This is a genomic window from Bradyrhizobium sp. Leo114 (genome assembly GCF_055229415.2).
This window is the reverse complement of record NZ_JBUYEN020000001.1, coordinates 418,748-440,187: the sequence shown is the minus strand read 5'-3', so window position 1 is coordinate 440,187 and position 21,440 is coordinate 418,748. Positions and strand designations below refer to the sequence as shown.

Annotated in this window: 24 protein-coding genes; 16 read left to right on the top strand and 8 right to left on the bottom strand. The window is 62.9% G+C overall.

Annotated elements, in window-relative coordinates; translation table 11 throughout:
* Nucleotides 1-12: 12 nt before the first annotated feature.
* Nucleotides 13-411, bottom strand: a complete 399-nt coding sequence (locus ACZIRK_RS01955) for a RidA family protein (protein ID WP_130228537.1) — start codon at nucleotides 409-411, stop codon at nucleotides 13-15.
* Between the two features lie 210 nt (nucleotides 412-621).
* On the opposite strand from ACZIRK_RS01955, the gene ACZIRK_RS01950 reads away from it, so the two are divergent.
* Nucleotides 622-1,194: a TetR/AcrR family transcriptional regulator gene (locus tag ACZIRK_RS01950; RefSeq protein ID WP_207231096.1), complete on the top strand. Its 573-nt coding sequence runs from the start codon at nucleotides 622-624 to the stop codon at nucleotides 1,192-1,194.
* A 267-nt stretch (nucleotides 1,195-1,461) separates the two neighbouring features.
* Here ACZIRK_RS01950 and ACZIRK_RS01945 read toward each other — a convergent pair whose 3' ends face one another.
* The 4 genes from ACZIRK_RS01945 to ACZIRK_RS01930 form a co-directional block, all read right to left on the bottom strand.
* The gene (locus tag ACZIRK_RS01945) at nucleotides 1,462-1,704 is read right to left on the bottom strand and encodes a hypothetical protein (RefSeq protein ID WP_463326867.1); all 243 of its coding nucleotides are present in this window, start codon (nucleotides 1,702-1,704) and stop codon (nucleotides 1,462-1,464) included.
* A 203-nt stretch (nucleotides 1,705-1,907) separates the two neighbouring features.
* A complete protein-coding gene (locus tag ACZIRK_RS01940) occupies nucleotides 1,908-2,384 on the bottom strand; it encodes a phage holin family protein (RefSeq protein ID WP_130228534.1) in 477 nt (158 codons plus the stop codon).
* 4 nt (nucleotides 2,385-2,388) lie between these two features.
* Nucleotides 2,389-2,661, bottom strand: a complete 273-nt coding sequence (locus tag ACZIRK_RS01935) for a hypothetical protein (RefSeq protein ID WP_463326866.1) — start codon at nucleotides 2,659-2,661, stop codon at nucleotides 2,389-2,391.
* 95 nt (nucleotides 2,662-2,756) lie between these two features.
* Complete coding sequence (locus tag ACZIRK_RS01930; protein WP_130228540.1) at nucleotides 2,757-3,074, bottom strand: c-type cytochrome; 318 nt, start codon at nucleotides 3,072-3,074, stop codon at nucleotides 2,757-2,759.
* 173 nt (nucleotides 3,075-3,247) lie between these two features.
* Here ACZIRK_RS01930 and ACZIRK_RS01925 point away from each other — a divergent pair, with 173 nt between their 5' ends.
* From ACZIRK_RS01925 to ACZIRK_RS01875, 11 genes are all read left to right on the top strand, one after another.
* Nucleotides 3,248-3,958 (top strand): helix-turn-helix domain-containing protein, encoded by a 711-nt coding sequence (locus ACZIRK_RS01925; protein ID WP_463326865.1) that lies wholly within the window; start codon nucleotides 3,248-3,250, stop codon nucleotides 3,956-3,958.
* 448 nt (nucleotides 3,959-4,406) lie between these two features.
* Nucleotides 4,407-6,029 carry a cytochrome-c oxidase, cbb3-type subunit I gene (gene ccoN, locus ACZIRK_RS01920; protein ID WP_165435430.1) on the top strand — a complete coding sequence of 541 codons (1,623 nt, stop codon included), beginning with the start codon at nucleotides 4,407-4,409 and terminating at the stop codon, nucleotides 6,027-6,029.
* Nucleotides 6,030-6,039: 10 nt separating this feature from the next.
* A complete protein-coding gene (gene ccoO, locus ACZIRK_RS01915) occupies nucleotides 6,040-6,774 on the top strand; it encodes a cytochrome-c oxidase, cbb3-type subunit II (RefSeq protein ID WP_456646882.1) in 735 nt (244 codons plus the stop codon).
* A gap of 11 nt (nucleotides 6,775-6,785) precedes the next feature.
* Nucleotides 6,786-6,950 carry a cbb3-type cytochrome oxidase subunit 3 gene (locus tag ACZIRK_RS01910; protein WP_028168632.1) on the top strand — a complete coding sequence of 55 codons (165 nt, stop codon included), beginning with the start codon at nucleotides 6,786-6,788 and terminating at the stop codon, nucleotides 6,948-6,950.
* Between the two features lie 6 nt (nucleotides 6,951-6,956).
* On the top strand, nucleotides 6,957-7,826 hold the full coding sequence (gene ccoP, locus ACZIRK_RS01905) for a cytochrome-c oxidase, cbb3-type subunit III (protein WP_130228531.1): 870 nt from the start codon (nucleotides 6,957-6,959) through the stop codon (nucleotides 7,824-7,826).
* Nucleotides 7,827-7,919: 93 nt separating this feature from the next.
* On the top strand, nucleotides 7,920-9,383 hold the full coding sequence (ccoG, locus tag ACZIRK_RS01900) for a cytochrome c oxidase accessory protein CcoG (RefSeq protein WP_463326864.1): 1,464 nt from the start codon (nucleotides 7,920-7,922) through the stop codon (nucleotides 9,381-9,383).
* Nucleotides 9,384-9,403: 20 nt separating this feature from the next.
* Nucleotides 9,404-9,904, top strand: coding sequence for a FixH family protein (locus tag ACZIRK_RS01895; RefSeq protein WP_463326863.1), 501 nt, complete (start codon nucleotides 9,404-9,406; stop codon nucleotides 9,902-9,904).
* A 9-nt stretch (nucleotides 9,905-9,913) separates the two neighbouring features.
* Nucleotides 9,914-12,106, top strand: coding sequence for a cation-translocating P-type ATPase (locus ACZIRK_RS01890; protein ID WP_463326862.1), 2,193 nt, complete (start codon nucleotides 9,914-9,916; stop codon nucleotides 12,104-12,106).
* Entirely contained in the window at nucleotides 12,106-12,291 is a 186-nt protein-coding gene (ccoS, locus tag ACZIRK_RS01885; RefSeq protein WP_028168627.1) for a cbb3-type cytochrome oxidase assembly protein CcoS, read from the top strand. The genes ACZIRK_RS01890 and ccoS overlap by 1 nt, the downstream gene beginning before the upstream one ends.
* Before the next feature lie 67 nt (nucleotides 12,292-12,358).
* A complete protein-coding gene (locus ACZIRK_RS01880; RefSeq protein ID WP_463326861.1) occupies nucleotides 12,359-12,805 on the top strand; it encodes a hypothetical protein in 447 nt (148 codons plus the stop codon).
* A 172-nt stretch (nucleotides 12,806-12,977) separates the two neighbouring features.
* Nucleotides 12,978-13,832, top strand: a complete 855-nt coding sequence (locus ACZIRK_RS01875) for a 3-hydroxybutyryl-CoA dehydrogenase (RefSeq protein WP_130228526.1) — start codon at nucleotides 12,978-12,980, stop codon at nucleotides 13,830-13,832.
* 316 nt (nucleotides 13,833-14,148) lie between these two features.
* On the opposite strand, the gene ACZIRK_RS01870 is transcribed toward ACZIRK_RS01875, so the two are convergent.
* Nucleotides 14,149-15,363 (bottom strand): ABC transporter substrate-binding protein, encoded by a 1,215-nt coding sequence (locus ACZIRK_RS01870; protein WP_463326860.1) that lies wholly within the window; start codon nucleotides 15,361-15,363, stop codon nucleotides 14,149-14,151.
* Nucleotides 15,364-15,516: 153 nt separating this feature from the next.
* Here ACZIRK_RS01870 and ACZIRK_RS01865 point away from each other — a divergent pair, with 153 nt between their 5' ends.
* The 4 genes from ACZIRK_RS01865 to ACZIRK_RS01850 all read left to right on the top strand — a co-directional run bounded on the left by ACZIRK_RS01865 (nucleotide 15,517) and on the right by ACZIRK_RS01850 (nucleotide 19,670).
* Complete coding sequence (locus ACZIRK_RS01865; RefSeq protein ID WP_208820458.1) at nucleotides 15,517-16,284, top strand: FadR/GntR family transcriptional regulator; 768 nt, start codon at nucleotides 15,517-15,519, stop codon at nucleotides 16,282-16,284.
* Between the two features lie 56 nt (nucleotides 16,285-16,340).
* Nucleotides 16,341-17,954: an acyl-CoA synthetase gene (locus ACZIRK_RS01860; RefSeq protein ID WP_463326859.1), complete on the top strand. Its 1,614-nt coding sequence runs from the start codon at nucleotides 16,341-16,343 to the stop codon at nucleotides 17,952-17,954.
* A 136-nt stretch (nucleotides 17,955-18,090) separates the two neighbouring features.
* Nucleotides 18,091-19,260 carry an acyltransferase family protein gene (locus ACZIRK_RS01855; protein WP_463326858.1) on the top strand — a complete coding sequence of 390 codons (1,170 nt, stop codon included), beginning with the start codon at nucleotides 18,091-18,093 and terminating at the stop codon, nucleotides 19,258-19,260.
* A 215-nt stretch (nucleotides 19,261-19,475) separates the two neighbouring features.
* Nucleotides 19,476-19,670 carry a hypothetical protein gene (locus ACZIRK_RS01850; protein ID WP_027577817.1) on the top strand — a complete coding sequence of 65 codons (195 nt, stop codon included), beginning with the start codon at nucleotides 19,476-19,478 and terminating at the stop codon, nucleotides 19,668-19,670.
* A 50-nt stretch (nucleotides 19,671-19,720) separates the two neighbouring features.
* On the opposite strand, the gene ACZIRK_RS01845 is transcribed toward ACZIRK_RS01850, so the two are convergent.
* Both ACZIRK_RS01845 and ACZIRK_RS01840 read right to left on the bottom strand, forming a co-directional pair.
* Nucleotides 19,721-19,987 (bottom strand): hypothetical protein, encoded by a 267-nt coding sequence (locus ACZIRK_RS01845; RefSeq protein WP_463326857.1) that lies wholly within the window; start codon nucleotides 19,985-19,987, stop codon nucleotides 19,721-19,723.
* Between the two features lie 216 nt (nucleotides 19,988-20,203).
* Nucleotides 20,204-21,388 (bottom strand): GGDEF domain-containing protein, encoded by a 1,185-nt coding sequence (locus tag ACZIRK_RS01840; RefSeq protein ID WP_463326856.1) that lies wholly within the window; start codon nucleotides 21,386-21,388, stop codon nucleotides 20,204-20,206.
* Nucleotides 21,389-21,440 lie beyond the last annotated feature (52 nt).

The window sequence follows — 21,440 nt, the reverse complement described above, 5'->3', positions numbered from 1 at the left end:
GCTGCCAATCGATCAGGCGGCCTGAGGAAGGCGCGCGATGACCTTGATCTCAAAATCGAAGCCCGCCAGCCAGTTCACGCCTACCGCGGTCCAGTTCGGGTAGGGCTGTTCGCCGATTGCTTTCAGTCGAACGGCCGTGACTTTCTCCCATTGCGTGGCCGGGTCAGTGTGGAAGGTGGTCACGTCGACGACGTCGTCGAACGTGCAACCGGCGGCCTTCAACACTTGCGTGAGATTGTCGAAGGCAAGCTGCACCTGCTTTTCGAAGTCCGGCTCGGGCGACCCGTCGTCGCGGCTGCCAACCTGGCCCGAGACGAACAGAAATCCGCCGGAGCGGATCGCCGCCGAATAGCGGTTGATTTCGTAGAGCGCCTGCCGACTGGCAGGAAAGATTGCATCGCGTTTGGTCATTGCTTTGCTCCTGTTCAAACGAGGCGTGGCCAGTCCTCCCACGCGACGTTGTTTCGCCTGGGGTGTTTCAGGTCGTCTCTGCGCCGTCGGGAACTCGTTGATATACGCCCCGTATGTCGCTATATCCGAACATACGCGCCGTATGTCAATACACATACGTGACGTATGTCTTTTTAGGAGCTGGCGGTGGTCGCGAGACGACGTGCGCAGATGGTGGAGAAAACTCGGGCCAAGCTTGTTCGAGCGGCACGGAAGGCTTTCGCGGCCAAAGGCTATGCGGCGGCGTCGATGGACGATTTGACTGCCGAAGCCGGCCTGACGCGAGGCGCGCTCTACCACAACTTCGGCGACAAGAAGGGTTTGCTGCAGGCCGTGATCGACCAGATCGATGCAGAAATGGTGGCACGGCTGCGCGCCGTACAAGAACAGGCGACCACCCCATGGCTTGGATTTCTAGCGGCGAATATCGCCTATATCGAGATGGCTCTGGAGCCGGAGATTCAGCGCATCATGCTGCTGGACGGGCCAGCCGTGCTTGGCGATCCATCGCAATGGCCTAACCAGACTGCATGCCTTCGGACGACGACGCAAACGATCCAGGCGTTCATCGATGACGGAACGGTCAGGTCGATGGATGCGGAAGCTGCCGCCCGGCTGCTCAACGGAGCGGCGCTCAACGCCTCGCTCTGGATTGCCGCAGCCGACGATCCTCGCGCGGTCTTTGCAAAGGCTGTCGAAGCCTTCCGACATCTCGCGGGCGGTTTGCTGCAGAGCAAGGGATGAGCGTCACGATGTTGCAGTCCATCCGAAGCTCGGGCATGTCGGCAGGCGCGTGAACGGTCGCTTCACAGCGGGCGCTGTGAGGTGAAAGAGGCGGTGGGGATCGAAGCTGCCACCTCTCCCTTTCTCCGTTCTTACGGGGAGACGGTCGGGGTGAGGGGCTGTATCCGCGTATACGGAGGGAGATGAGGTGGTGGAGGGCTCCCCCTCACCCGAAATTCAAGCGTAGCTTGAATTTCGACCTCTTCCCGCAAGCGGGGCGAGGTGGGATCAGAGCCGCGACACCATCGTGACGCGATAGGTGTGCATCTTGTCGCCTTCGCCGATCGAGACGTATTCGCCCGCGACGAAGTGCTCGTCCTTGAAGTGGAAGCCGATCTCATCAGGTGTGCCGGGTGCGCCGTCATAATGCAGGACCCAGCCGCCGCCCTGGTGGTGACGAGATGGCCGAGGATGTATTCCTCGTCGGGCCGGAGCCGGACCACCCGGCACGCCTCGCGGTTGGCCCGCCACAGCTTTTGGTCGATCCTGTAGTCGTCGTCGAGCGGCGCGACCATCACATAGCCGGCGCCGGCATCGCCTTCGGGATGATCAGGCTCGCGCGCGAGCTCGAGGCGGATCTTGCGAAACTGCGGCGGCAGGGAGGTGTTGAGGATCGGCTTTTGGGGTGCGGTTGTCATCTTGCTCTACTCGGTTCGATCGCGCGGTGTGCGGCGTCAGGCGTGGTCCTTCGCGGCGTGCCCGGCCGCGGGTTTCTTCAGGCTGTTGATGATGATGCCGATCAGCGGCACCAGCACCGGTAGGATTCCGTTCAGGGGATTGCGCACTAGTCCGGAGACTTGCGACTGCATCGCGCGTGCCTCGACCTGAAGCGCCTCGACGGAAGCGCCGTGGATCTCGCTGGCGAGGTCGAGCTCGCGGCCTGACGGCGGCCGGAGCGCGAGGGCAAACAGGATCGCCGCGATGGCGAAGTTGGCGGCGCCTAGGATCGCCGCGGCCGAGACCGCGCTCCAGACCTGGACCAGTGCGAAATACGCGGACAGTTCGAACATCAGAAGACCGAATGCCGCAATCAGGCCCGCGAAGGCCCGCAGGCCAACGCCGATCAGGAGGTGGCGCAGGCGGATATCGGCGATGATCCTGTCGGTGCGCCAGAGTACGCGTAGCTGTCTGACGATATTTTCGGTGTTCACTTTGCTACCTCCGCATTGCGAAGCCGACGACCACGCCCAGCGCAAAGGCGGAGGCAAGCGAGGTGATCGGCCGTTCCGAAATCAACTGACGGACCTGAGTGTCTTCACCGCTCAGGACCTCGCTCAGTGCCTCCAGCGCTTCCTTGATGCGCGTGGTGAAGGCGTCGGCGCTCGCGCTTGCGGTGTCGCGTATGCCTTCACCTGTCGTGTTGAAGAGGCGCGACACATCGATCTTCAGGGCTTGCAGTTCGTCGTTCAGATGGGTCGTGTTGAACATCTCGTTCATCCCTGTTGCATCATGAAGAACTGTTATCGGCGCTCGCCATGCCGTGGTTGATTTGCGTCAACTCTCGCGGGCGAGGCGCCGTCGCGCTATTCCAGCGTCTTCAGGTAGGCCAGCAGGTCGTGGATCTGGTCCGGGTCAAGCCGAAACTCCGGCATCGTCGGATGTCCGGTCTGGATGCCTTCCGCGAACGCCTCCGCGAGACTCTCGACGGGATAACGCTTGTGCAGGGTGCGGAAGGGCGGCGCGATCTTGAGCGGGCTTTTGGTGACCTTGTCGATGGAGTGGCAGCGGGCACAATTGTTGAGCGCGAACGTCCGACCGCGCTGCTCGGACGGCGAAGCGGCAAGCGCCGATGTCGTCAGCACGATCGCAATGAAAACCTGGCGTGCGGCGGACTGCAGCATTACGGCCCCATTTATCAAAAGCTCCGCGTTGGGCGGAGCGACGGTTTTGAAATTAGCTTTGCGATGGTGGGGGCGATTGATCTGCATCAACACCCCGGCGGTGTGGACGGTACACTGCGCTGACTCCGCCGGGCGGCATAAGGACGCCTGCCGGCGGTCATTCGGAGCGACGCGTGAAGGTTTCTCTCTTGGAAGGTTCTCATCGGCAAACCTGTACCGATTGCGCGGTGCGGGGCTTTGCGATCTGCGCCGCGCTCGACAAGACCGAGGTATGGGAGCTGGCGAACCTGTCGCGCCATGTCCAGTGCGAACCCGGGACGACGGTGTTTGCGCAGGCGACCATGGCGACGTCGTTCTTCAGCGTGCTTGAAGGCGTCCTGCGTCTCTATAAGCTGTTGCCGGATGGCCGCCGGCAGATCATCGGCTTTGTCTTGCCCGGCGATTTCCTCGGACTTGCCGGCTCGCCGCAGTATGAGTTCTCCGCCGATGTGGTAGGCGCGGTATCGCTTTGCCAGTTCTCCAGAGCCAGCTTCTCGCGATTCGCCGAGAACCGGCCTCGCTTCCTGCGCCGTATCAACGAACTGGCGGGCCGCGAATTGATCCGGGCGCAGGAGCATATGGTTCTGCTCGGACGCCGTTCCGCCGAAGAGAAGGTTGCGAGCTTCCTGATCGGCTGGCGCGATCGGCTCGCCGAAATAGGGCATGTCGGGGAAGTGCTGCCGTTGCCTATGGGCCGGCTCGATATCGCCGATTACCTGGGACTCACCATCGAAACAGTGAGCCGCACCTTCACCAAGCTCGAGCGCGACGGCATCATCCGTATTCTTACGGGCGGCATCAGCCTGCTCGATGCGGCGCGCGCCGAGGCGCTGTCAGCGGCCTAGCGTGCTGCGTCATGGCCGGGCTTGTCCCGGCCATCCACGCTTTTTTCTCAGAGCGGAGCGAAGACCGTGGATGCCCGGGTCGAGCCCGGGCATGACGAGCGTAGATGCGACACGCGTCCTCTCTCATTTTTGATCGAAGTCAAAGACTGTTCCCCGCGAGCGACGATATTCGAGCGAGCTTCAATGGAGGTCGCTATGTCCGTCGACTCGATTTTGGTTTCCGCAGCCGTCGTTTCAGTTTTCGTGGTTTTCGCCGGAGTGCTCGCTTGGGCGAGTGTTCACGCACCGGGGGCGCGGCAGCCGGCGCCGGAAGTGCGCAAGCATCGTCCTTTCTGATCGGTAGCCGTCGGTTGATCTCGATCAAGGACGCGGCGGCCAAAGCTGGGCTGATGGGGCAAGGCCCCTGCAAAGAGAATCAAACATGCAGCAAGTTCAATCCACGAAATGGATGACCCACGGCGAAGCCGGGTTGACGCTATTCTTCACGGTGGCGGCCTTCCTCTGCGCCTTCGCCGCGGCCAAGGCGCTGGATGCGCCGTTTGCCTTCCATGCTTCGCTCGCCGCGGTGGCCAGCGGCGCTGCCGCCTTCGCAATCCTTAACCGCTATTTCGATCGCCCGGCGGAGCTGCCGCCGCAGGAGATCAACGGCAAGCCGAACTACAATCTCGGCCCGATCAAGTTCGCCTCGTTCATGGCGATGTTCTGGGGCATTGCCGGATTTACCGTCGGACTCCTGATCGCCTGCCAGCTCGCCTGGCCCTGGCTCAATTTCGATCTGCCCTGGACCAGCTTTGGCCGGCTTCGTCCATTGCACACCTCGGCGGTGATCTTCGCCTTTGGCGGCAATGTTCTGATTGCGACTTCCTTCTATGTGGTGCAGCGGACTTGCCGGGCGCGGCTCGCCGGCGATCTGGCGCCGTGGTTCGTGGTGCTCGGCTACAACTTCTTCATCTTGGTCGCGGGCACCGGCTATCTCCTGGGCGTGACGCAGTCGAAGGAATATGCCGAGCCGGAATGGTACTCCGACCTGTGGCTGACGATCGTCTGGGTCGTTTATCTCCTCGTGTTTCTGGCGACGGTGATCAAGCGCAAGGAGCCGCATATCTTCGTCGCCAACTGGTTCTATCTCGCCTTCATCGTCACCATCGCCGTCCTCCACCTCGGCAACAACCCGGCGCTTCCGGTGTCGGTGTTCGGCTCGAAGTCCTACATTGCCTGGGGCGGCGTGCAGGATGCGATGTTCCAATGGTGGTACGGCCATAACGCGGTCGGCTTCTTCCTGACCGCGGGCTTCCTCGCCATCATGTACTACTTCATCCCGAAGCGGGCGGAGCGGCCGATCTATTCCTACCGGTTGTCGATCATCCACTTCTGGGCGCTGATCTTCCTCTATATCTGGGCCGGCCCGCACCATCTGCACTACACGGCGCTGCCGGACTGGGCGCAGACGCTTGGCATGACGTTCTCGATCATGCTCTGGATGCCGTCCTGGGGCGGCATGATCAACGGCCTGATGACGCTGTCGGGCGCGTGGGACAAGCTACGCACCGATCCGGTGCTGCGCATGCTGGTGGTCTCGGTCGCGTTCTACGGCATGTCGACCTTCGAAGGCCCGATGATGTCGATCAAGGTGGTGAACTCGCTGAGCCACTACACCGACTGGACCATCGGCCACGTTCACTCCGGTGCGCTGGGCTGGGTCGGCTTCGTCTCCTTCGGCGCGCTGTATTGCCTGGTGCCGTGGCTGTGGGGCCGCAAGCAACTGTACAGCCTGAAGCTCGTCAACTGGCACTTCTGGATCTCGACCATCGGCATCGTGCTCTACATCTCCGCGATGTGGGTCTCGGGAATCCTGCAGGGCCTGATGTGGCGCGCCTACACCTCGCTCGGCTTCCTCGAATATTCCTTCATCGAGACCGTGGAAGCGATGCATCCCTTCTACATCATCCGCGCCGCCGGCGGCGCGCTGTTCCTGATCGGCTCGCTGATCATGGCCTATAACCTCTGGATGACGGTGCGCGTCGGCGAGGTGGAAGTCACCACGCCACTCGCGCTGCAGCCGGCGGAATAAGGAGCTCAAGATGTCCTTCTGGACCCGCCACCAAATCTTTGAAAAGAACTCGATCATCCTGATCGCGGGCATTCTGGTCGTGATCGCGATCGGCGGCCTGGTCGAGATCACGCCGCTGTTCTACCTCAAGAGCACGATCGAGGTGGTCGACGGCGTCAGGCCGTATACCCCGCTCGAACTCGCCGGCCGCAACATCTATGTGCGCGAAGGCTGCTATCTCTGCCACTCGCAGATGATCCGGCCGCTCCGCGACGAGGTCGAGCGCTACGGCCACTTCTCGCTCGCCGCCGAGAGCATGTACGACCATCCGTTCCAGTGGGGCTCGAAGCGTACCGGGCCTGACTTGGCGCGGGTCGGCGCCAAATATTCGGACGAGTGGCACGTCACCCACCTGACCAATCCGCGCGCGATCGTGCCGCAGTCGGTGATGCCGGGCTATCCCTTCCTTGCAAAGACCGAGCTCGATCCCGAGGCGATTGCCGATCACCTCAGGACCAACCGCGCGGTCGGCGTGCCCTACACCGACGAGCAGATCGCCAACGCAGTCGCCGACCTGAAGGCGCAGGCTGATCCTGACAATGCCGGCACCGATGCTTTCACCAAACGCTATCCGAAGGCTGTGATCCGCAATTTCGACGGCAAGGGCGGAGCACCGACCGAGATGGACGCGCTGGTCGCGTACTTGCAGATGCTCGGCACGCTGGTCGACTTCAAGCTCTACAACGAAAAAGCCAATCTTCGCTGAGAGGCCGGACGATGAAAGCAATTCTGACAGTTCACAATCTGGCGTCGAATCTCGTGACGAGCGTGTGGACGCCGATCTTCGTCGGCCTGTTCGTCGCGATCGTGATCTACGCGCTCTGGCCCCGCAACCAGGCCGCCTTCGATGAGGCATCGCGGATACCGTTGCGGGAGGAGTGAGAGACCATGGCTGAAACCGAACTCGATCAAGTCTCCGGCAAGACCACGACCGGTCACCAGTGGGACGGCATCAAGGAACTCAACACGCCGTTGCCGCGCTGGTGGGTGTTGACCTTCTACGCCACTATCATCTGGGCGATCGGCTACTGGGTGGTGTACCCGGCCTGGCCGCTGTTGTGGAGCCACACCAACGGGCTGATCAACTATTCGTCGCGGGCCGATGTTGGCGTCGAACTGGCCAACCTCGAGAAGATCCGCGGCGACAAGATGGTCGCGCTCGGCGCGGCGTCGCTGGAGGACATCGAGAAGGATCCGGCACTGCTTGCGCTCGCGCGCGCCCGCGGCAAGGCGGCCTTCGGTGACAATTGCGCGCCGTGCCACGGCTCGGGCGGCGCCGGCGCCAAGGGTTTTCCGAACCTGAACGACGACGACTGGCTGTGGGGCGGCTCGCTCGAGCAGATCCAGCAGACCATCCAGTTTGGCGCGCGCTCCGGCCACGCCAAGGCGCATGAGGGCGCGATGCTCGCCTTCGGCAAGGATGGCATCCTGAAGAAGGACGAGATCGTCACGGTCGCCAATTATGTCCGTTCGCTCTCGGGCCTGCCGACGAGCCCGGGCTACAATGCCGCCGCCGGCGCCAAGCTGTTTGCCGATAATTGCTCGACCTGTCACGGCGAGAACGGCAAAGGCAACCAGGAGCTCGGTGCGCCCGATCTCACCGACAAGATCTGGCTCTACGGCTCGGACGAGGCCACCGTGATCGAGACCATCACCAACGGCCGTTCCGGCGTGATGCCGGCCTGGGTCGGCCGGCTCGATCCGTCCACCATCAAGGCGCTTGCGGTCTACGTGCATACGCTGGGCGGCGGTAAATAAGCGGCGAATAGACCGCCTGTTTGCGCTGGATCAACTAAGGCACGGGAGGAGGGGTTAGCCTCTCCTCCCACGATGCCAGAAGAATCCCGGCCCATGAACAAGATCGTCCAGATAGACCCTGACCAAGTCGAAGACGTCGGGCCGCTTTATGCGGCGCGCAAGAAGGTCTACCCGCAGAAGGTCTCCGGGACCTTCCGTCGGATCAAATGGGGCCTGATGGCGTTCTGTCTCGGCATCTATTATTTCCTGCCGTTTGTGCGCTGGAATCGCGGCCTCGCCGCGCCCGATCAGGCGGTGCTGATCGACCTGCCGAACAGCCGCTTCTATTTCTTTTTCATCGAGCTGTGGCCGCAAGAAGTCTATTACTTCACCGGCCTCTTGATTCTCGCCGCGATCACGCTGTTCCTGATGAACTCGGTCGGCGGCCGCATCTGGTGCGGCTATCTCTGCCCGCAGACGGTCTGGACCGACCTGTTCTACGCGGTCGAGCGCCTGGTCGAGGGTGACCGGCGCGAGCGGATGAAGAAGGATGCATCCGCGCATCGCTGGACGCTGGAACGCATCTCCGAGCTCGTGCTCAAGCATTCGATCTGGCTGATGATCGCCTGGTGGACCGGCGGCGCCTGGGTGCTCTATTTCACCGACGCGCCGACGCTCGTCAAAGAGCTCGTCACCTTCCAGGCGCCGGCGATCGCCTATATCTGGATCGCGATCCTGACCGCGACGACCTATCTGCTCGCCGGCTTCATGCGGGAGCAGGTCTGCGTCTATATGTGCCCGTGGCCGCGCATCCAGGCGGCGCTGACGGACGAATGGGCGCTCAACGTCACCTATCGCTACGACCGCGGCGAAAAGCGCATGTCGGTGAAGAAGGCGAACGACCTGCGCGCGCTCGGCCAGCACGCCGGCGACTGCGTCGACTGCTATCAGTGCGTCGCCGTCTGTCCGGTCGGCATCGATATCCGCAACGGGCCGCAGCTCGACTGCATCCAGTGCGGGTTGTGCATCGACGCCTGCGACAATGTGATGAAGAAGATCAACCGGCCGACGCGGCTGATCGGCTACGACAACGACATCAACATCCAGCGCCGGATCGAGGGCAAAGCGCCGATCTATCGCATCGTTCGGCCGCGCACCATCATCTACACCGCGCTGATCGCACTCGTCGGCGGCATCATGCTCTATACGCTCGCGACGCGTTCGCTGCTCGACATCAACGTGCTGCACGACCGCAATCCCGTCGCGGTGAAGCTCAGCGACGGCTCGATCCGCAATGCCTATACGGTCCGCTTCCTCAACAAGCGTGGTTTCGACCGTGTGGTGGCGATCGACATCGACGGCCCGCAGGATGCCAAGCTCCATGTCGTCGGCGGCGATTCGATCACGCCCGATCGTCCCATGATCGTGCTTGGGCGCGACGGCACAACCGAGCTGCGCGTGCTCGTCACCGCGCCGTCCGACCGGAATCCCGAGAAGTCGATCCCGGTGAAATTCCGCGTCACCGACATCGGTCTCGGCGAAGTCGCGTCCGCCACCGACAATTTCGTCGCGCCATAACGGGAAGAAGCAGTGCCGCCATGAATAGGGAATATGGATCGGAGAAACCGCTGACCGGCCGCAAGGTGCTCGTCATGCTGGTCGCATTCTTCGGCGTTGTGATCGGCGTCAACGTCACCATGATCAAGCTGGCGACCTTGACGCTGCCCGGCACCGACGTCGACAGCGCCTACGCGGCGAGCCTCGCCTATGAGAAAGAGATCGTCGCCGCGCGCGAGCAGGACGCCCGCAACTGGAAGGTCGACGCGCATCTGGCGCGCGATGCCGGTGGCGGCACAGCGCTCGAAGTCGAAGCGCGTGATGGTAATGGCAGGCCGCTCATCGGATTGCAGTTCACCTCCCGCCTGGAGCGCCCGACCGACCGGCGCGCCGACCAGGCGATCGAGCTGTCGGAAGCCGGCGGCGGTCGCTACCTCGGCAAGGGCAGCGCGATCGGCCCCGGACAATGGGAGCTGGTGCTCGAAAGCGAAGCCGATGGCCGGCGCGTGTTCCTCTCGAGGAACCGCGTGGTGCTGAACTAAGAGGGCGTGATGCAGGCGACACGGGACTTTTCGCACTACGTCAAGCATCTCGGCTCGGGATTGGCGCATATCGACCTCGCGGTCGAGGGCGTCAACTGCGCCGGCTGCATGTCAAAGATCGAGCGCGGGCTTTCGGCGATTCCCGATGTGACCTTGGCGCGCGTGAATCTCACTGACCGCCGCGTGGCGCTGGAGTGGAAGGAGGGCGCACTCGACCCCGGCAACTTCATCGATCGGCTCGCCGAGCTCGGCTACAAGGCCTATCCGTTCGAGACGGTGAGCGCTGAAGCCGCCGAGGTCGAGAACTCGCGCTTCCTGCTACGCTGCCTCGGAGTTGCGGCGTTCGCGACTATGAACGTGATGATGCTGTCGATCCCGGTGTGGTCCGGCAATGTCAGCGACATGCTGCCGGAGCAGCGCGATTTCTTCCACTGGATGTCGGCGCTGATCGCGCTGCCGGCGGCCGCCTATGCCGGCCAGCCCTTCTTCCGCTCGGCGTTCAACGCGCTGCGCGCGGGCAATGTCAACATGGACGTGCCGATCAGCATCGGCGTGATCCTGGCGCTCGGCATGTCCATCGTCGAGACTATCGGACATGCCGACCACGCCTATTTCGATGCGGCGATCATGCTGCTCACCTTCCTCCTGGTGGGACGCTATCTCGACCAGAACATGCGGCGGCGTACCCGCGCGGTCGCCGGCAATCTCGCCGCGCTCAAGGCCGAGACTGCGACGAAGTTCATCGGACCGGACGAGATTTCGGTGGTGCCGGCGGCGGCGATCCGGGCCGGCGATACCGTGCTGCTGCGGCCAGGCGAGCGCTGCGCGGTCGACGGCACCGTGATCGAGGGCCGGTCGGAGATCGACCAGAGCCTGATCACCGGCGAGACGCGGCATGCGGCGGTCGAGGCGGGCAGCGCAGTCTATGCCGGTTCGCTTAACATCTCGGGCGCGCTGCGCATCCGCGTGTCGGCGGCGGCGGAAGGCACGCTGCTGGCGGAGATCCAGCGATTGCTCGACCACGCCGTGCAGGCGCGCTCGCGCTATGTGCAGCTCGCTGACCGCGCGTCGCGGCTCTATGCGCCGGCGGTGCATGCAACCGCGCTCTTGACCATGATCGGCTGGCTGATCGCCGGCGCGAGCTTGCACGATTCCGTCATCACCGCGATCGCGGTGCTCATCATCACCTGTCCCTGTGCGCTGGGACTGGCGATCCCAACGGTGCAGACGATTGCCGCGGGGGCGATGTTCCGCGCCGGCGTGCTGATCAATTCGGGCGATGCCATCGAGCGTGTCGCCGAGGTCGACTACGTCATCTTCGACAAGACGGGAACGCTGACCTTGCCGGAACTGGATGTGGTGAATTCCACTGCCGTGCCGGCCGATGTGTTCGAACTGGCGGGCCGGCTCGCGCTGGCAAGCCACCATCCGGTTGCCGCGGCGCTGGCGCGCGCGGCCGGTGCGAAATCGCCGCTGCCCGGCGTCACGGAAGAGCCGGGGCAGGGGGTGCGCGGCAGCTTCGGCGGCGAAGAGGTCAGGCTCGGCCGTCCCTCCTTCTGCAACGCCGAGGATCTCGCAGACGAGATTCTGAGCCGCGATCCCGAGGCGTCCGTGGTTGCGTTTGCCCGCGGCAAGAAGCGCTACGTGTTCGCGGTCCGCCAGGGTCTGCGACCGGATGCACGCGAAACCGTCGCGGCGCTGCAGCGGCGCGGCATCGCGGTCGAGATATTGTCGGGAGATCGCGAACCCGCGGTGCGGGCTGCGGCCGAGACGCTTGGCATTCCCGAGTGGCGTGCCGGCGTGCTGCCATCGGACAAGATCGCGCGCATCGAGCAATTGAAGCGGCAGGGCGTCAAGGTGATGATGGTCGGTGACGGCTTGAACGACGCGCCGTCGCTTGCGGCCGCGCATGTCTCGATGTCGCCGATCTCGGCCGCGCATCTGAGCCAGGCGACCGCAGATCTCGTCTTCCTCGGCAAGCCGCTGGCGCCGGTGATCGCGGCGATCGACTATTCGCGCAAAGCGCTGCGGCTGATGCGGCAGAACCTCTATCTCGCCGTCGGCTACAACTTCCTCGCCGTGCCGATCGCGATCCTGGGCTTCGTGACGCCGCTGATCGCGGCCGCGGCGATGTCGGGCTCTTCGATCCTGGTGATGTTGAACGCGCTGCGCGGACGTCGGGCGCGGCAGGAGCAGGTGTGATGGAAGTGATCGCGTTCCTGGTGCCGCTGGCGCTGCTGCTTGGCCTGTTTGGATTGCTCGGATTCCTGTGGTCGCTGAAGAACGGCCAGTATGACGATCTCGAAGGCGCCGCCTGGCGGGCGATCTCCGACGATGACGAGACGCCAACCACCTCGGGGCCATCGGCCGCGCATCGTGGCGTTTGATCTGGCGCAATGACGGCCGCTTTGCATGGGCCGATAGTCAACCTGCTCAGAACTACGGGAGGGTAGCATGGCATCGGCAACACAGACGGAATCGATTGCGGCCAGGCTGATCGGCAAGCTCTCGGGCTTCCTCGAAAGGTTCCGTGACATCGGCGAAATCCGCGGCCTCAGCCCGGCCGAAGCCTGTTCCGTGGCGCACGATCTCCGCATCTCGCCGGCCCAGCTCGAGACGCTGGTTGCCCGGGGGCGTCATGGTGCCGACGAATTGCCGAAGATGCTGAAGACGCTGGGGATCGACGAAGTTGCCATCAAGCGCCAAGAGCCGGGCGTGCTGCACGACATGAGGCGGGTGTGCGCGCTCTGCATCGAGAAATCCCGCTGCCAAAGCGAGCTCGAGGCCGGAACCGCCGCCCTGCATCATCGCGAATATTGCGCCAATACCTATACGATCGATTCGCTCGAGACGAAGCCCGACCAGACCGAACTCCAGCTCCGCGGGCCCTGCTGCTGCTGAGCGGGAACGCTTCGTCTCCCCGATCGAACCGGCGCCGGCACGCCAAACTGCACCGTATCCTTGGACGCGAGGCCCTGCTAACCATGGGCATTGGCGGCGGCCGGCTGGTCGCCGCAACCGTCTGTGTGCGCGGGCGCAAGGCCTTGCGCGTTTTACGAGAAGGATACGAGCAATGATCGAAACCATTGGCATCATCGGGGCGGGCACTATGGGCAACGGCATCGCCCAGGTCAGCGCCGCCGCCGGGCTTCAGGTGGTGATGGTCGATATCTCGGACGCGGCCGTGCAGCGCGGGCTGGCGACGGTCGGCAGCAGCCTGGACCGCCTGGTCAAGAAGGAGAAGATGACCGAGGCCGACAAGAACGCCGCGCTCGGGCGCATCAATGCGACCACCGACAAGGCCAAGCTTGCCGCCTGCGACCTCGTGATCGAGGCGGCGACCGAGAACGAGGAATTGAAGCTCAAGATCCTGAAGGATCTCAGCGCGACGCTGAACCCGCGGGCGGTGATCGCCACCAACACGTCTTCGATCTCGATCACCAAGCTTGCTACCGCGACCGACCGGCCCGACCGTTTCATCGGCATGCACTTCTTCAATCCGGTGCCGGTGATGGCGCTGCTCGAACTGATCCGCGGCCTGCAGACCTCGGACGATACGCTGGCCAAAGCGGAAGCATTCGCAAAGCGCGTCGGCAAGGTCGCGATCACAGCCAAGAACAGCCCGGGCTTCGCGGTCAACCGCATCCTGTGTCCGATGATCAACGAGGCGATCTTCGCGCTGCAGGAAGGCATCGCCACCGCCGAGGAGATCGATGCCGGCATGAAGCTCGGCTGCAACCACCCGATCGGCCCGCTGGCGCTGGCCGACCTGATCGGGCTCGACACCATGCTGTCGGTGATGGACGTGTTCTACAAGGGCTTCAACGATCCGAAATATCGCGCCGCGCCGCTCCTCAAGGAGATGGTCGACGCCGGCTATCTCGGCCGCAAGACTGGCAAGGGCTTTTACGACTACGGCAAGGCGTGAGCCAGGCGTTGTAGGGTGGGCAAAGGCGCTTGCGCGGTGTCCACCTTCTAGCACTCCGCTCGTGATGGTGGGCACGCTTCGCTTTGCCTACCCTACGACTTCGTTGCAATGTCGGAGGCTTAGGCGCGATGCCAGTTGATGTGCCCTCGCCCCTTGTGGGAGAGGGCGGCTCAGGTGCCTGCAACGAACTCGCTTCGGTGAGGGGTTCTCTCCGCCTGCGCTGTCGCCCGCGGAGAGAACCCCTCATACGTCGCGCATTTCATGCGCGCCACCTTCTCCCACAAGGGGAGAAGGGAAGCCGCGTAACTAAATCCATTCACTTCACCAGCGGGCAGCCGCCGTCCTTCAGCGGGCGGAATGCCTGGTCGCCGGGCACCTCGGCCAGCACTTTGTAATAGTCCCAAGGCGCTTTGGATTCCTCGGGCTTCTTTACCTCGAACAGGAACATGCTGTGCACCATGCGGCCGTCGGCGCGCAGCACGCCGTTGTCGGTGAAGGCGTCGCGCACCGGCATCTCGCGCATCTTGGCCATCACGGGCTTTGTTTCTTTGGTGCCCGCGGCCTGCACGGCTTTGAGGTAATGCAGAGTGGCGCTGTAGGTCGCGGCCTGATTCATCGTCGGCATCCGCTTCATGCGCTCGAAGAAGCGCTTGCCGAAGGCGCGGGTCCTGTCGTTGAGGTCCCAGTAATAGGCCTCGGTGACGATCAGGCCTTGCGCGAGCTTCAGCCCGAGGCTGTGCACATCAGAGATGAACATCACGATCGCTGCGAGATTCTGGCCGCCGGCGACGATGCCGAATTCGCCGGCCTGCTTGATCGTGTTGATAGTGTCGCCGCCGCCATTGGCGAGGCCGATGATCTTGGCCTTGGAGGCCTGTGCCTGCAGCAGGAAGGAGGAGAAATCCGGCGTGTTGAGCGGATGCTTGACGCTGCCGAGCACCTTGCCGCCGGCGGACTTCACGACATCGCCGGTGTCGCGCTCGATCGAGTGGCCGAACAGATAGTCCGCGGTGATGAAGAACCAGCTATCCCCGCCATTCTTGACGATGGCGCTGCCGACCGTGTGGGCGTTGGAATGGGTGTCGTAGGTCCAGTGCGCGACGTAGGGGCCGCAGGATTTGCCGGTGATATCGGAGCTCGCGGCGTCCGTGACGATCATGATCTTTTCGTGCTGCTTGGACAATTCCATCACCGCGAGCGCGGTGGCGGAGGTCGGCAAATCGATGATCATGTCGACGCCTTCGTTCTCCCACCATTTGCGCGCCATGGTAGCCGCGATGTCAGGCTTGTTCAGCACGTCGGCGGAGACGATCTCGATCGGTTTGCCGAACATGGTGCCGCCGAACTCATCGATCGCCATCTTGGTCGCTTCGACATTCCCGGCACCGCCGATGTCGGAATAGACCGACGAGAAATCGGTGAGCACGCCGATCTTCAGCGGCGTCGCGGCTGGCTGCTGAGCGGACGCTGATGCGATCAATAGCGCCGACAACAGGCAAGCCGTCGACACCATCCTTGCGATGGGCTTCATGGGGTCTCCTCCGTGTTTTTATCAGTTTGTCGGACAAAGTAGATTTGGGTTCCGGGGAAGTCAATCGGCTGTCGATAAGGGAGCCCGCACGGCCGAATTGACGCATCGTCGCGGCCGGACTACTTTGTCGGACAACCAACATTGAGACCACCTTTGCCCGCTTCGCCGCTGTTTCGACGGATCGATGTCGCGCCCGCCTACCAGAAGGTGGCGGATGCGATCGAACGCGAGATCGTCAGCGGCCGGATCAAGCCGGGAGACCCGATCGGGACCGAGCTCGAGCTGGTGCGGCAATTTGGCGTCAACCGCTCGACGGTGCGCGAGGGCATCCGGGTGCTGGAGGAAGGCGGTCTGCTGCGGCGCGATTCTAGCCGCCGCCTGCAGGCCTGCCTGCCGCGCTACAACAAGCTCGCGACGCGCCTCAGCCGCGCATTGGTGCTCCACGAGGTCACCTTCCGCGAATTGTTCGAGGTGTCGATGACGCTCGAGATCGCGAGCACGGAATGCGCGGTCGAACGGGCTACCGAGGAGGACATTGCCGAACTCGCCGACAACCTGGCGCGGAGCGAGCAGGTGATCGCCGATCCCGCGGCGCTTGCCGAATGCGACGCCGATTTCCACGTGCTGGTGGCAAAAGCCTCGCACAACCGCGTGCTGCAGCTCGCGCGCGAGCCAGCCGCGCAATTGTTCTTTCCGACCACCGAGATGATCGTGAGCCATGGCGCGCAGGGCGCCACGCGCCTGGTCGAGGCGCATCGCCATCTGCTCGAGGCGATCCGGCGGCGTGACAAGGCGGCGGGCGTGCAGTGGACCCGGCGTCACCTGCAGGACTGGCGCCGCGGCTTCGAGCGGATCGCTTCGCTCGACCGGTCGGTCGAACATATGTACATGGAGCATGCACAGGCGGTTCGACGTAGATAGAACGACAACGCATCGTCCGAACCACAAACAAACAGCGGACGTTCAGGGAGGGAAAAATGACCGCGGACATCACCACGACGATCGAGAAGGCGCGCGAGCAAAGCATCGGCGACCTGCTGCGCCGCTCGGCCCGGCGCTATCCCGACAAGACGGCGCTGATCTGCGGCGACGTGAGATGGACCTATGCGGAGATGGATGCGATCTGCAATCGCGTGGGCCGTGGCCTCGGCGGGCTCGGGGTGACGAAGGGCGATCGCGTCGCGGTGCTGTCACGCAACTCGCATGCCTTTGCGGCGCTGCGCTTTGCGCTCGCCAAGATCGGCGCGATCCTGGTGCCGATCAATTTCATGCTGAACCCGGACGAGATCAATTTCATCCTCGCCAATTCCGGCGCGAGGCTGCTCGCCGTCGGCCCTGATCTCGTCGAGGCCGGCCGCGCTGCGACCGTCAAGGGCACGAAGGTCGAGCAACTGATCTGGCTCCCGGGCGAGGATGCCACGGAGCCGCCGAAGGACGTCACGACCTTTGCGGACCTGCTTGCGGCCGGAGCCTCGCCGCTCGAGGCTTCCGTCGACAGCCGCGACATCGCGCAGATCATCTATACCAGTGGTACGGAGTCGCTGCCCAAGGGCGCCGTCCTCACCCATGAAGCGGTGATGTGGCAATATGTGAGCTGCATCATCGATGGCGGCATGGCGGCGGAGGACACTATCCTGCACGCGCTGCCGCTCTATCATTGCGCACAGCTCGACGTCTTCCTCGGGCCTGGCATCTATCTCGGCGCGACCAACGTGATCACCGGCAAGCCTGTGCCGGATCACATCCTTTCGCTGATCGCGGCCCACAGGATCGGCGCCTTCTTTGCGCCGCCGACGATCTGGATTGCGATGCTGCGCTCGCCGGCCTTCGACAAGACCGACCTCTCGAGTCTGCAAAAGGGCTATTACGGCGCGTCCATCATGCCGGTGGAGGTGCTGCTCGAACTGCAGCGGCGTTTGCCCGGCGTGAAGTTCTGGAATTTCTACGGCCAGACCGAGATCGCGCCGCTCGCGACCGTGCTGAAGCCCGAGGATCAGTTGCCCAAGGCGGGATCGGCGGGCAAGCCCGCGCTGAATGTCGAGACGCGCGTGGTGAATGCCGAGATGCGGGACGTCAAGGTGGGCGAGGTCGGCGAGATCGTCCACCGCTCGCCGCATCTGTTGTCCGGCTACTACAATGATCCGGCCAAGACGGAGGCGGCCTTTGCCGGGGGCTGGTTCCACAGCGGCGACCTGGCGACCGTCGATGCCGAGGGGCACGTCACCGTCGTCGACCGCGTCAAGGACATGATCAAGACCGGCGGCGAGAATGTCGCAAGCCGCGAGGTCGAGGAGATGGTCTATCGGCTGCCGGCGGTCTCCGAAGTCGCGGTGGTTGGCCTGCCGGACCCGCGCTGGATCGAGGCGGTGACCGCGATCGTTGTGGTCAAGAGCGGCGACACGCTGGATGAGGAGACCGTCATCAGACATTGCGCCAGCCAGATGGCGCATTTCAAGGTGCCGAAGCGCGTGATCTTCGTGGACAGCCTGCCGAAGAACCCGAGCGGCAAATTGCTGAAGCGCGAATTGCGCAAGCGCTTTCTTGGAAATGAAACACTCGATCGTGCGATTCAGAAAAATTTTGCGGGCTGAGCAGCCGATTCAAACGGGCGTGAACGGCTTACGCCGCCATAGCTGATCGGATTCCCTTGGCCGACGGTGTATGGTTGCGTCGCTGCCGTGATATGCTGCGGCAGCGACGCAGCGTCATTGCGACACGCAGGGGCCGATGCTCAAGAAATCCCATGCCACCGAGCTGGCCGGGACGACCGGGACACGCATCGTTCCGCTCGACCGTGCGCGCACGTTCATCACCTTCCTGGTGGTGCTGTATCACGGCGTAATCAACTACACCTATTTCGGTATCGGCGGCGACCGGATGCGATGGATCGGCTTCGACCTGATCGCGCTGTTCAACGACAGTTTCTTCATGGCCTGCATGTTCTTCATCTCGGGCCTGTTCGTTCACGACAGCCTGGCGCGGAGGGGGCCGGCGAACTTCCTCGGTAGCCGTGCCTGGCGGCTGGGTATTCCGTATCTGGTATCGATCTTCGTGCTGATGCCGATCGCTTATTACCGCTACCATGTAACGGAGCTCAGTTTCCCGCAGTTCTATTGGCAGATGGTCACCGTCGGCCCGTGGTCATCGGGATCGGCCTGGTTCCTGTGGGTGCTGCTTGCGCTGGACGCGATCGCCGCGCTGCTTTGGGCCGCGGCGCCGGGCGCGATCCCGGCGCTCGGGCGATTGGTCGATGGCTTTCGTCAGCGGCCGATGGCGGCCTTCGCTGCGTTCCTTATCTTCTCGATCGTCGTCTATCTGCCGCTGCACCTGGAGTTCGGCGATTCCGCGTGGTTCGTGCCCGGCCACTATCCGCTGCCGATCCAGACCAGCCGCATCCTGCTGTACACCGGCTACTTCTTCACCGGCGTCGCGGTCGGTGCCACCAGCCTGAGAGGCGGGCTGCTGGCGCAAAGCGGCGAGGTGGTGAAGCGCGGGATGCTATGGCTCACGTGTGCGCTCGCATTCTATGGCGTCATCCTGCTCCTGGTCTATGTCCATCACAGCGTGCTGCCGGATTTCCGTTCGCCGCCGCTATGGTGGCAGATAGCCTATGGACTGGCCTTTGCGATGTTCAACGCGGCAATGACTTTCACGGTGCCCGCGCTGTTCCTGCACTTTGCGCAATCACGGTTTCGGTTCCTCGATGCGATGCAGCCTTCGGCCTACGGCATCTATCTCGTGCATTTCGTTCCGCTGATCTGGCTGCAGTATCTCGTCTACGATCCGCCGCTGCCGGTGTTTGCCAAATTCGCGATCGTCTTCCTCGGCACGCTCTTCATCAGTTGGGGCGCGACCATCCTGCTGAGAAGGATTCCACTCGTCGCGCGTATGATCTGACCCCGTAGTCAGGAAGACCGATCTGAGCCGGACGGCACCATGCGGCCTCTATAAAAGGACAAAGCGGTCCCCATGGAATTTACACGCCTTGCCATTCACCTTCCGGGCAAGCGTTCGGCCTAGCCGTGGCGACAGGGACAGAAGATGATTGTCCACTCTGAGGGGCAGGACCAGCAAATTCACCCGCGCGGCGTTCACGCTGCTTGGAGGCCAAGATGACGGTCTATCATGCATACATTGTTGGACTGCACGGCCGGTCGATTGGAGTGGTTCGGATCGATTGTGTCGATGATGATTCAGCCATCAAATCCGCCGAGCGTCTTGTCGACAGCCACGATGTGGAGCTCTGGCAGATGGATCGGCCCGTAGCCAGGTTCGACGCCCCGTCAAAGCAGGTATTCAGGAAATAATTCTTGCGCCGAGCGTACCGCGCGGCGATCCATCCCGTACGCCGAACACGTCAAGGCACGTGAACCATGGGCCCGTAGTAGCCGCCCCATTGTCCCCACATATCGCGGCCCTCGTAACCGCAGAGTTCACGATGCAAATTGCCAGCAAGGTTGCCGTAGCAGGCGCGCCATTCATCATGACCCGCGCCGATCGTGGCATTTGCGTCGGCGCTCTCCGTGAGGTGCCGGGAGCTTACATGATTTTCGCGAGCCAGAGCGGGAGTTGCGAACACGGCTGCGGCGATCAGTGCCGCCGAGAGAAGTCCAGACTTGCTCACTCAATTTCTCCATCGGATACGAAAAGCCAAGAGCGTTGGATTCTCTGTGGAGATGGAGAATCGATCGACCGATTAAAGGAATACTCTGTCACATCGTTTCAATCACGCGCGAGGTCGGCGCGGTCGTACCATCACGAATTCCGGCGCGTGCCGATGAGGTTGAGTTTGCCTCAAGCGTCCGCTCATTATTTGAGTATGAGCCCGCGATGGGGGCGCCTAAGCAGCCAACCCGAACTCCGAGAGTTTCACGCGATTGCGGCCGGAGGTCTTCGCTTCATAGAGGGCTTCATCGGCGCGGATCAGTAGCGACTGGATCGTCTCCGATCCGGTGGCGTGGGCAATTCCACCGCTTACGGTCGTCTGGATGGGGCCCAAAGGAGTAGGGACGGACATCGCCTCGATCTGCGCTCTGATGCGCTCGGCAACGGCTGCCGAGGCCCTTGGACTCGAGTTCAGCATCACGATGCAGAATTCTTCGCCGCCTATTCGCGCGGCCAGGTCGTCTGAACGGATATTTGCGGTGATGATTTCGGCAAAGGCCTTCAACGTCCGGTCGCCGGAATCGTGTCCGAACCGATCGTTGATGGTCTTGAAGTGGTCCAGATCCATGGCGACGACGGCGGTGCCAACCGGGACCTGGGCGGGCGGACCGTCAAACAGCGCGCGGCGATTTAAGAGTCCGGTCAAGGCGTCGGTCATGGCTTCCGACTTATGCCGGTTCGCGATCCGGGCCTGATTGAGGGTGAGCGATAATGTGCCGATGCCGGTCAAGCCCGCGATCACGACGATGGAATTGATGTCTTCGGCCCAATTGGATGGACGAGCGGTCAGGACGAACTGGCCTTGCTCGGCGAGGGCATAGCCACACGCGACGAACGATGCTGAGGCGATCAGATAGAGCGTCGCATTGGCGGACATCAGGAGCGGGGATTCGGCGCGCGCCGTCCAGTACTGGAAAGCGGTCATAAGCAGCAGCATGCCGATCACGACATTTGCAGCGATCGTCCCGGTGCCGGAATAGCCAAACGCGAATGTGGCCGATGTGGACAGAATGCCAAGGCCGACCACGGCGAATACGGTGAACCAATTGAACCGACTTGAGCAGAATTTGGCCGAGCCCGCGTAGAGCAGTCCGAAGCCGCACATCAGCAGCACGAAGGACACGAGCAGCAGATTGGCGTCGTACCTTTGAATGACAGTGCCAAAGAACGCCACTCCGGCGACGATAAAGGCAAGGCCGATCGACCAGCTTAGCAGGTGGGTCTCGGATCTTCCGACGACCCACATCATGCAGAGCGTCAGTCCAAGGGAGGCGCCCGAGAAGCCGATGGCGACGAGGATCGAAAACTGGTCGAGAAGCATGACGCCGGGCCGAGATGGGATCGGCGCCTTATACGTCACCGATCGTTACCCAAATGGTGGAGGCGCAGCTCGTTTGCAGTGCACGGTAATC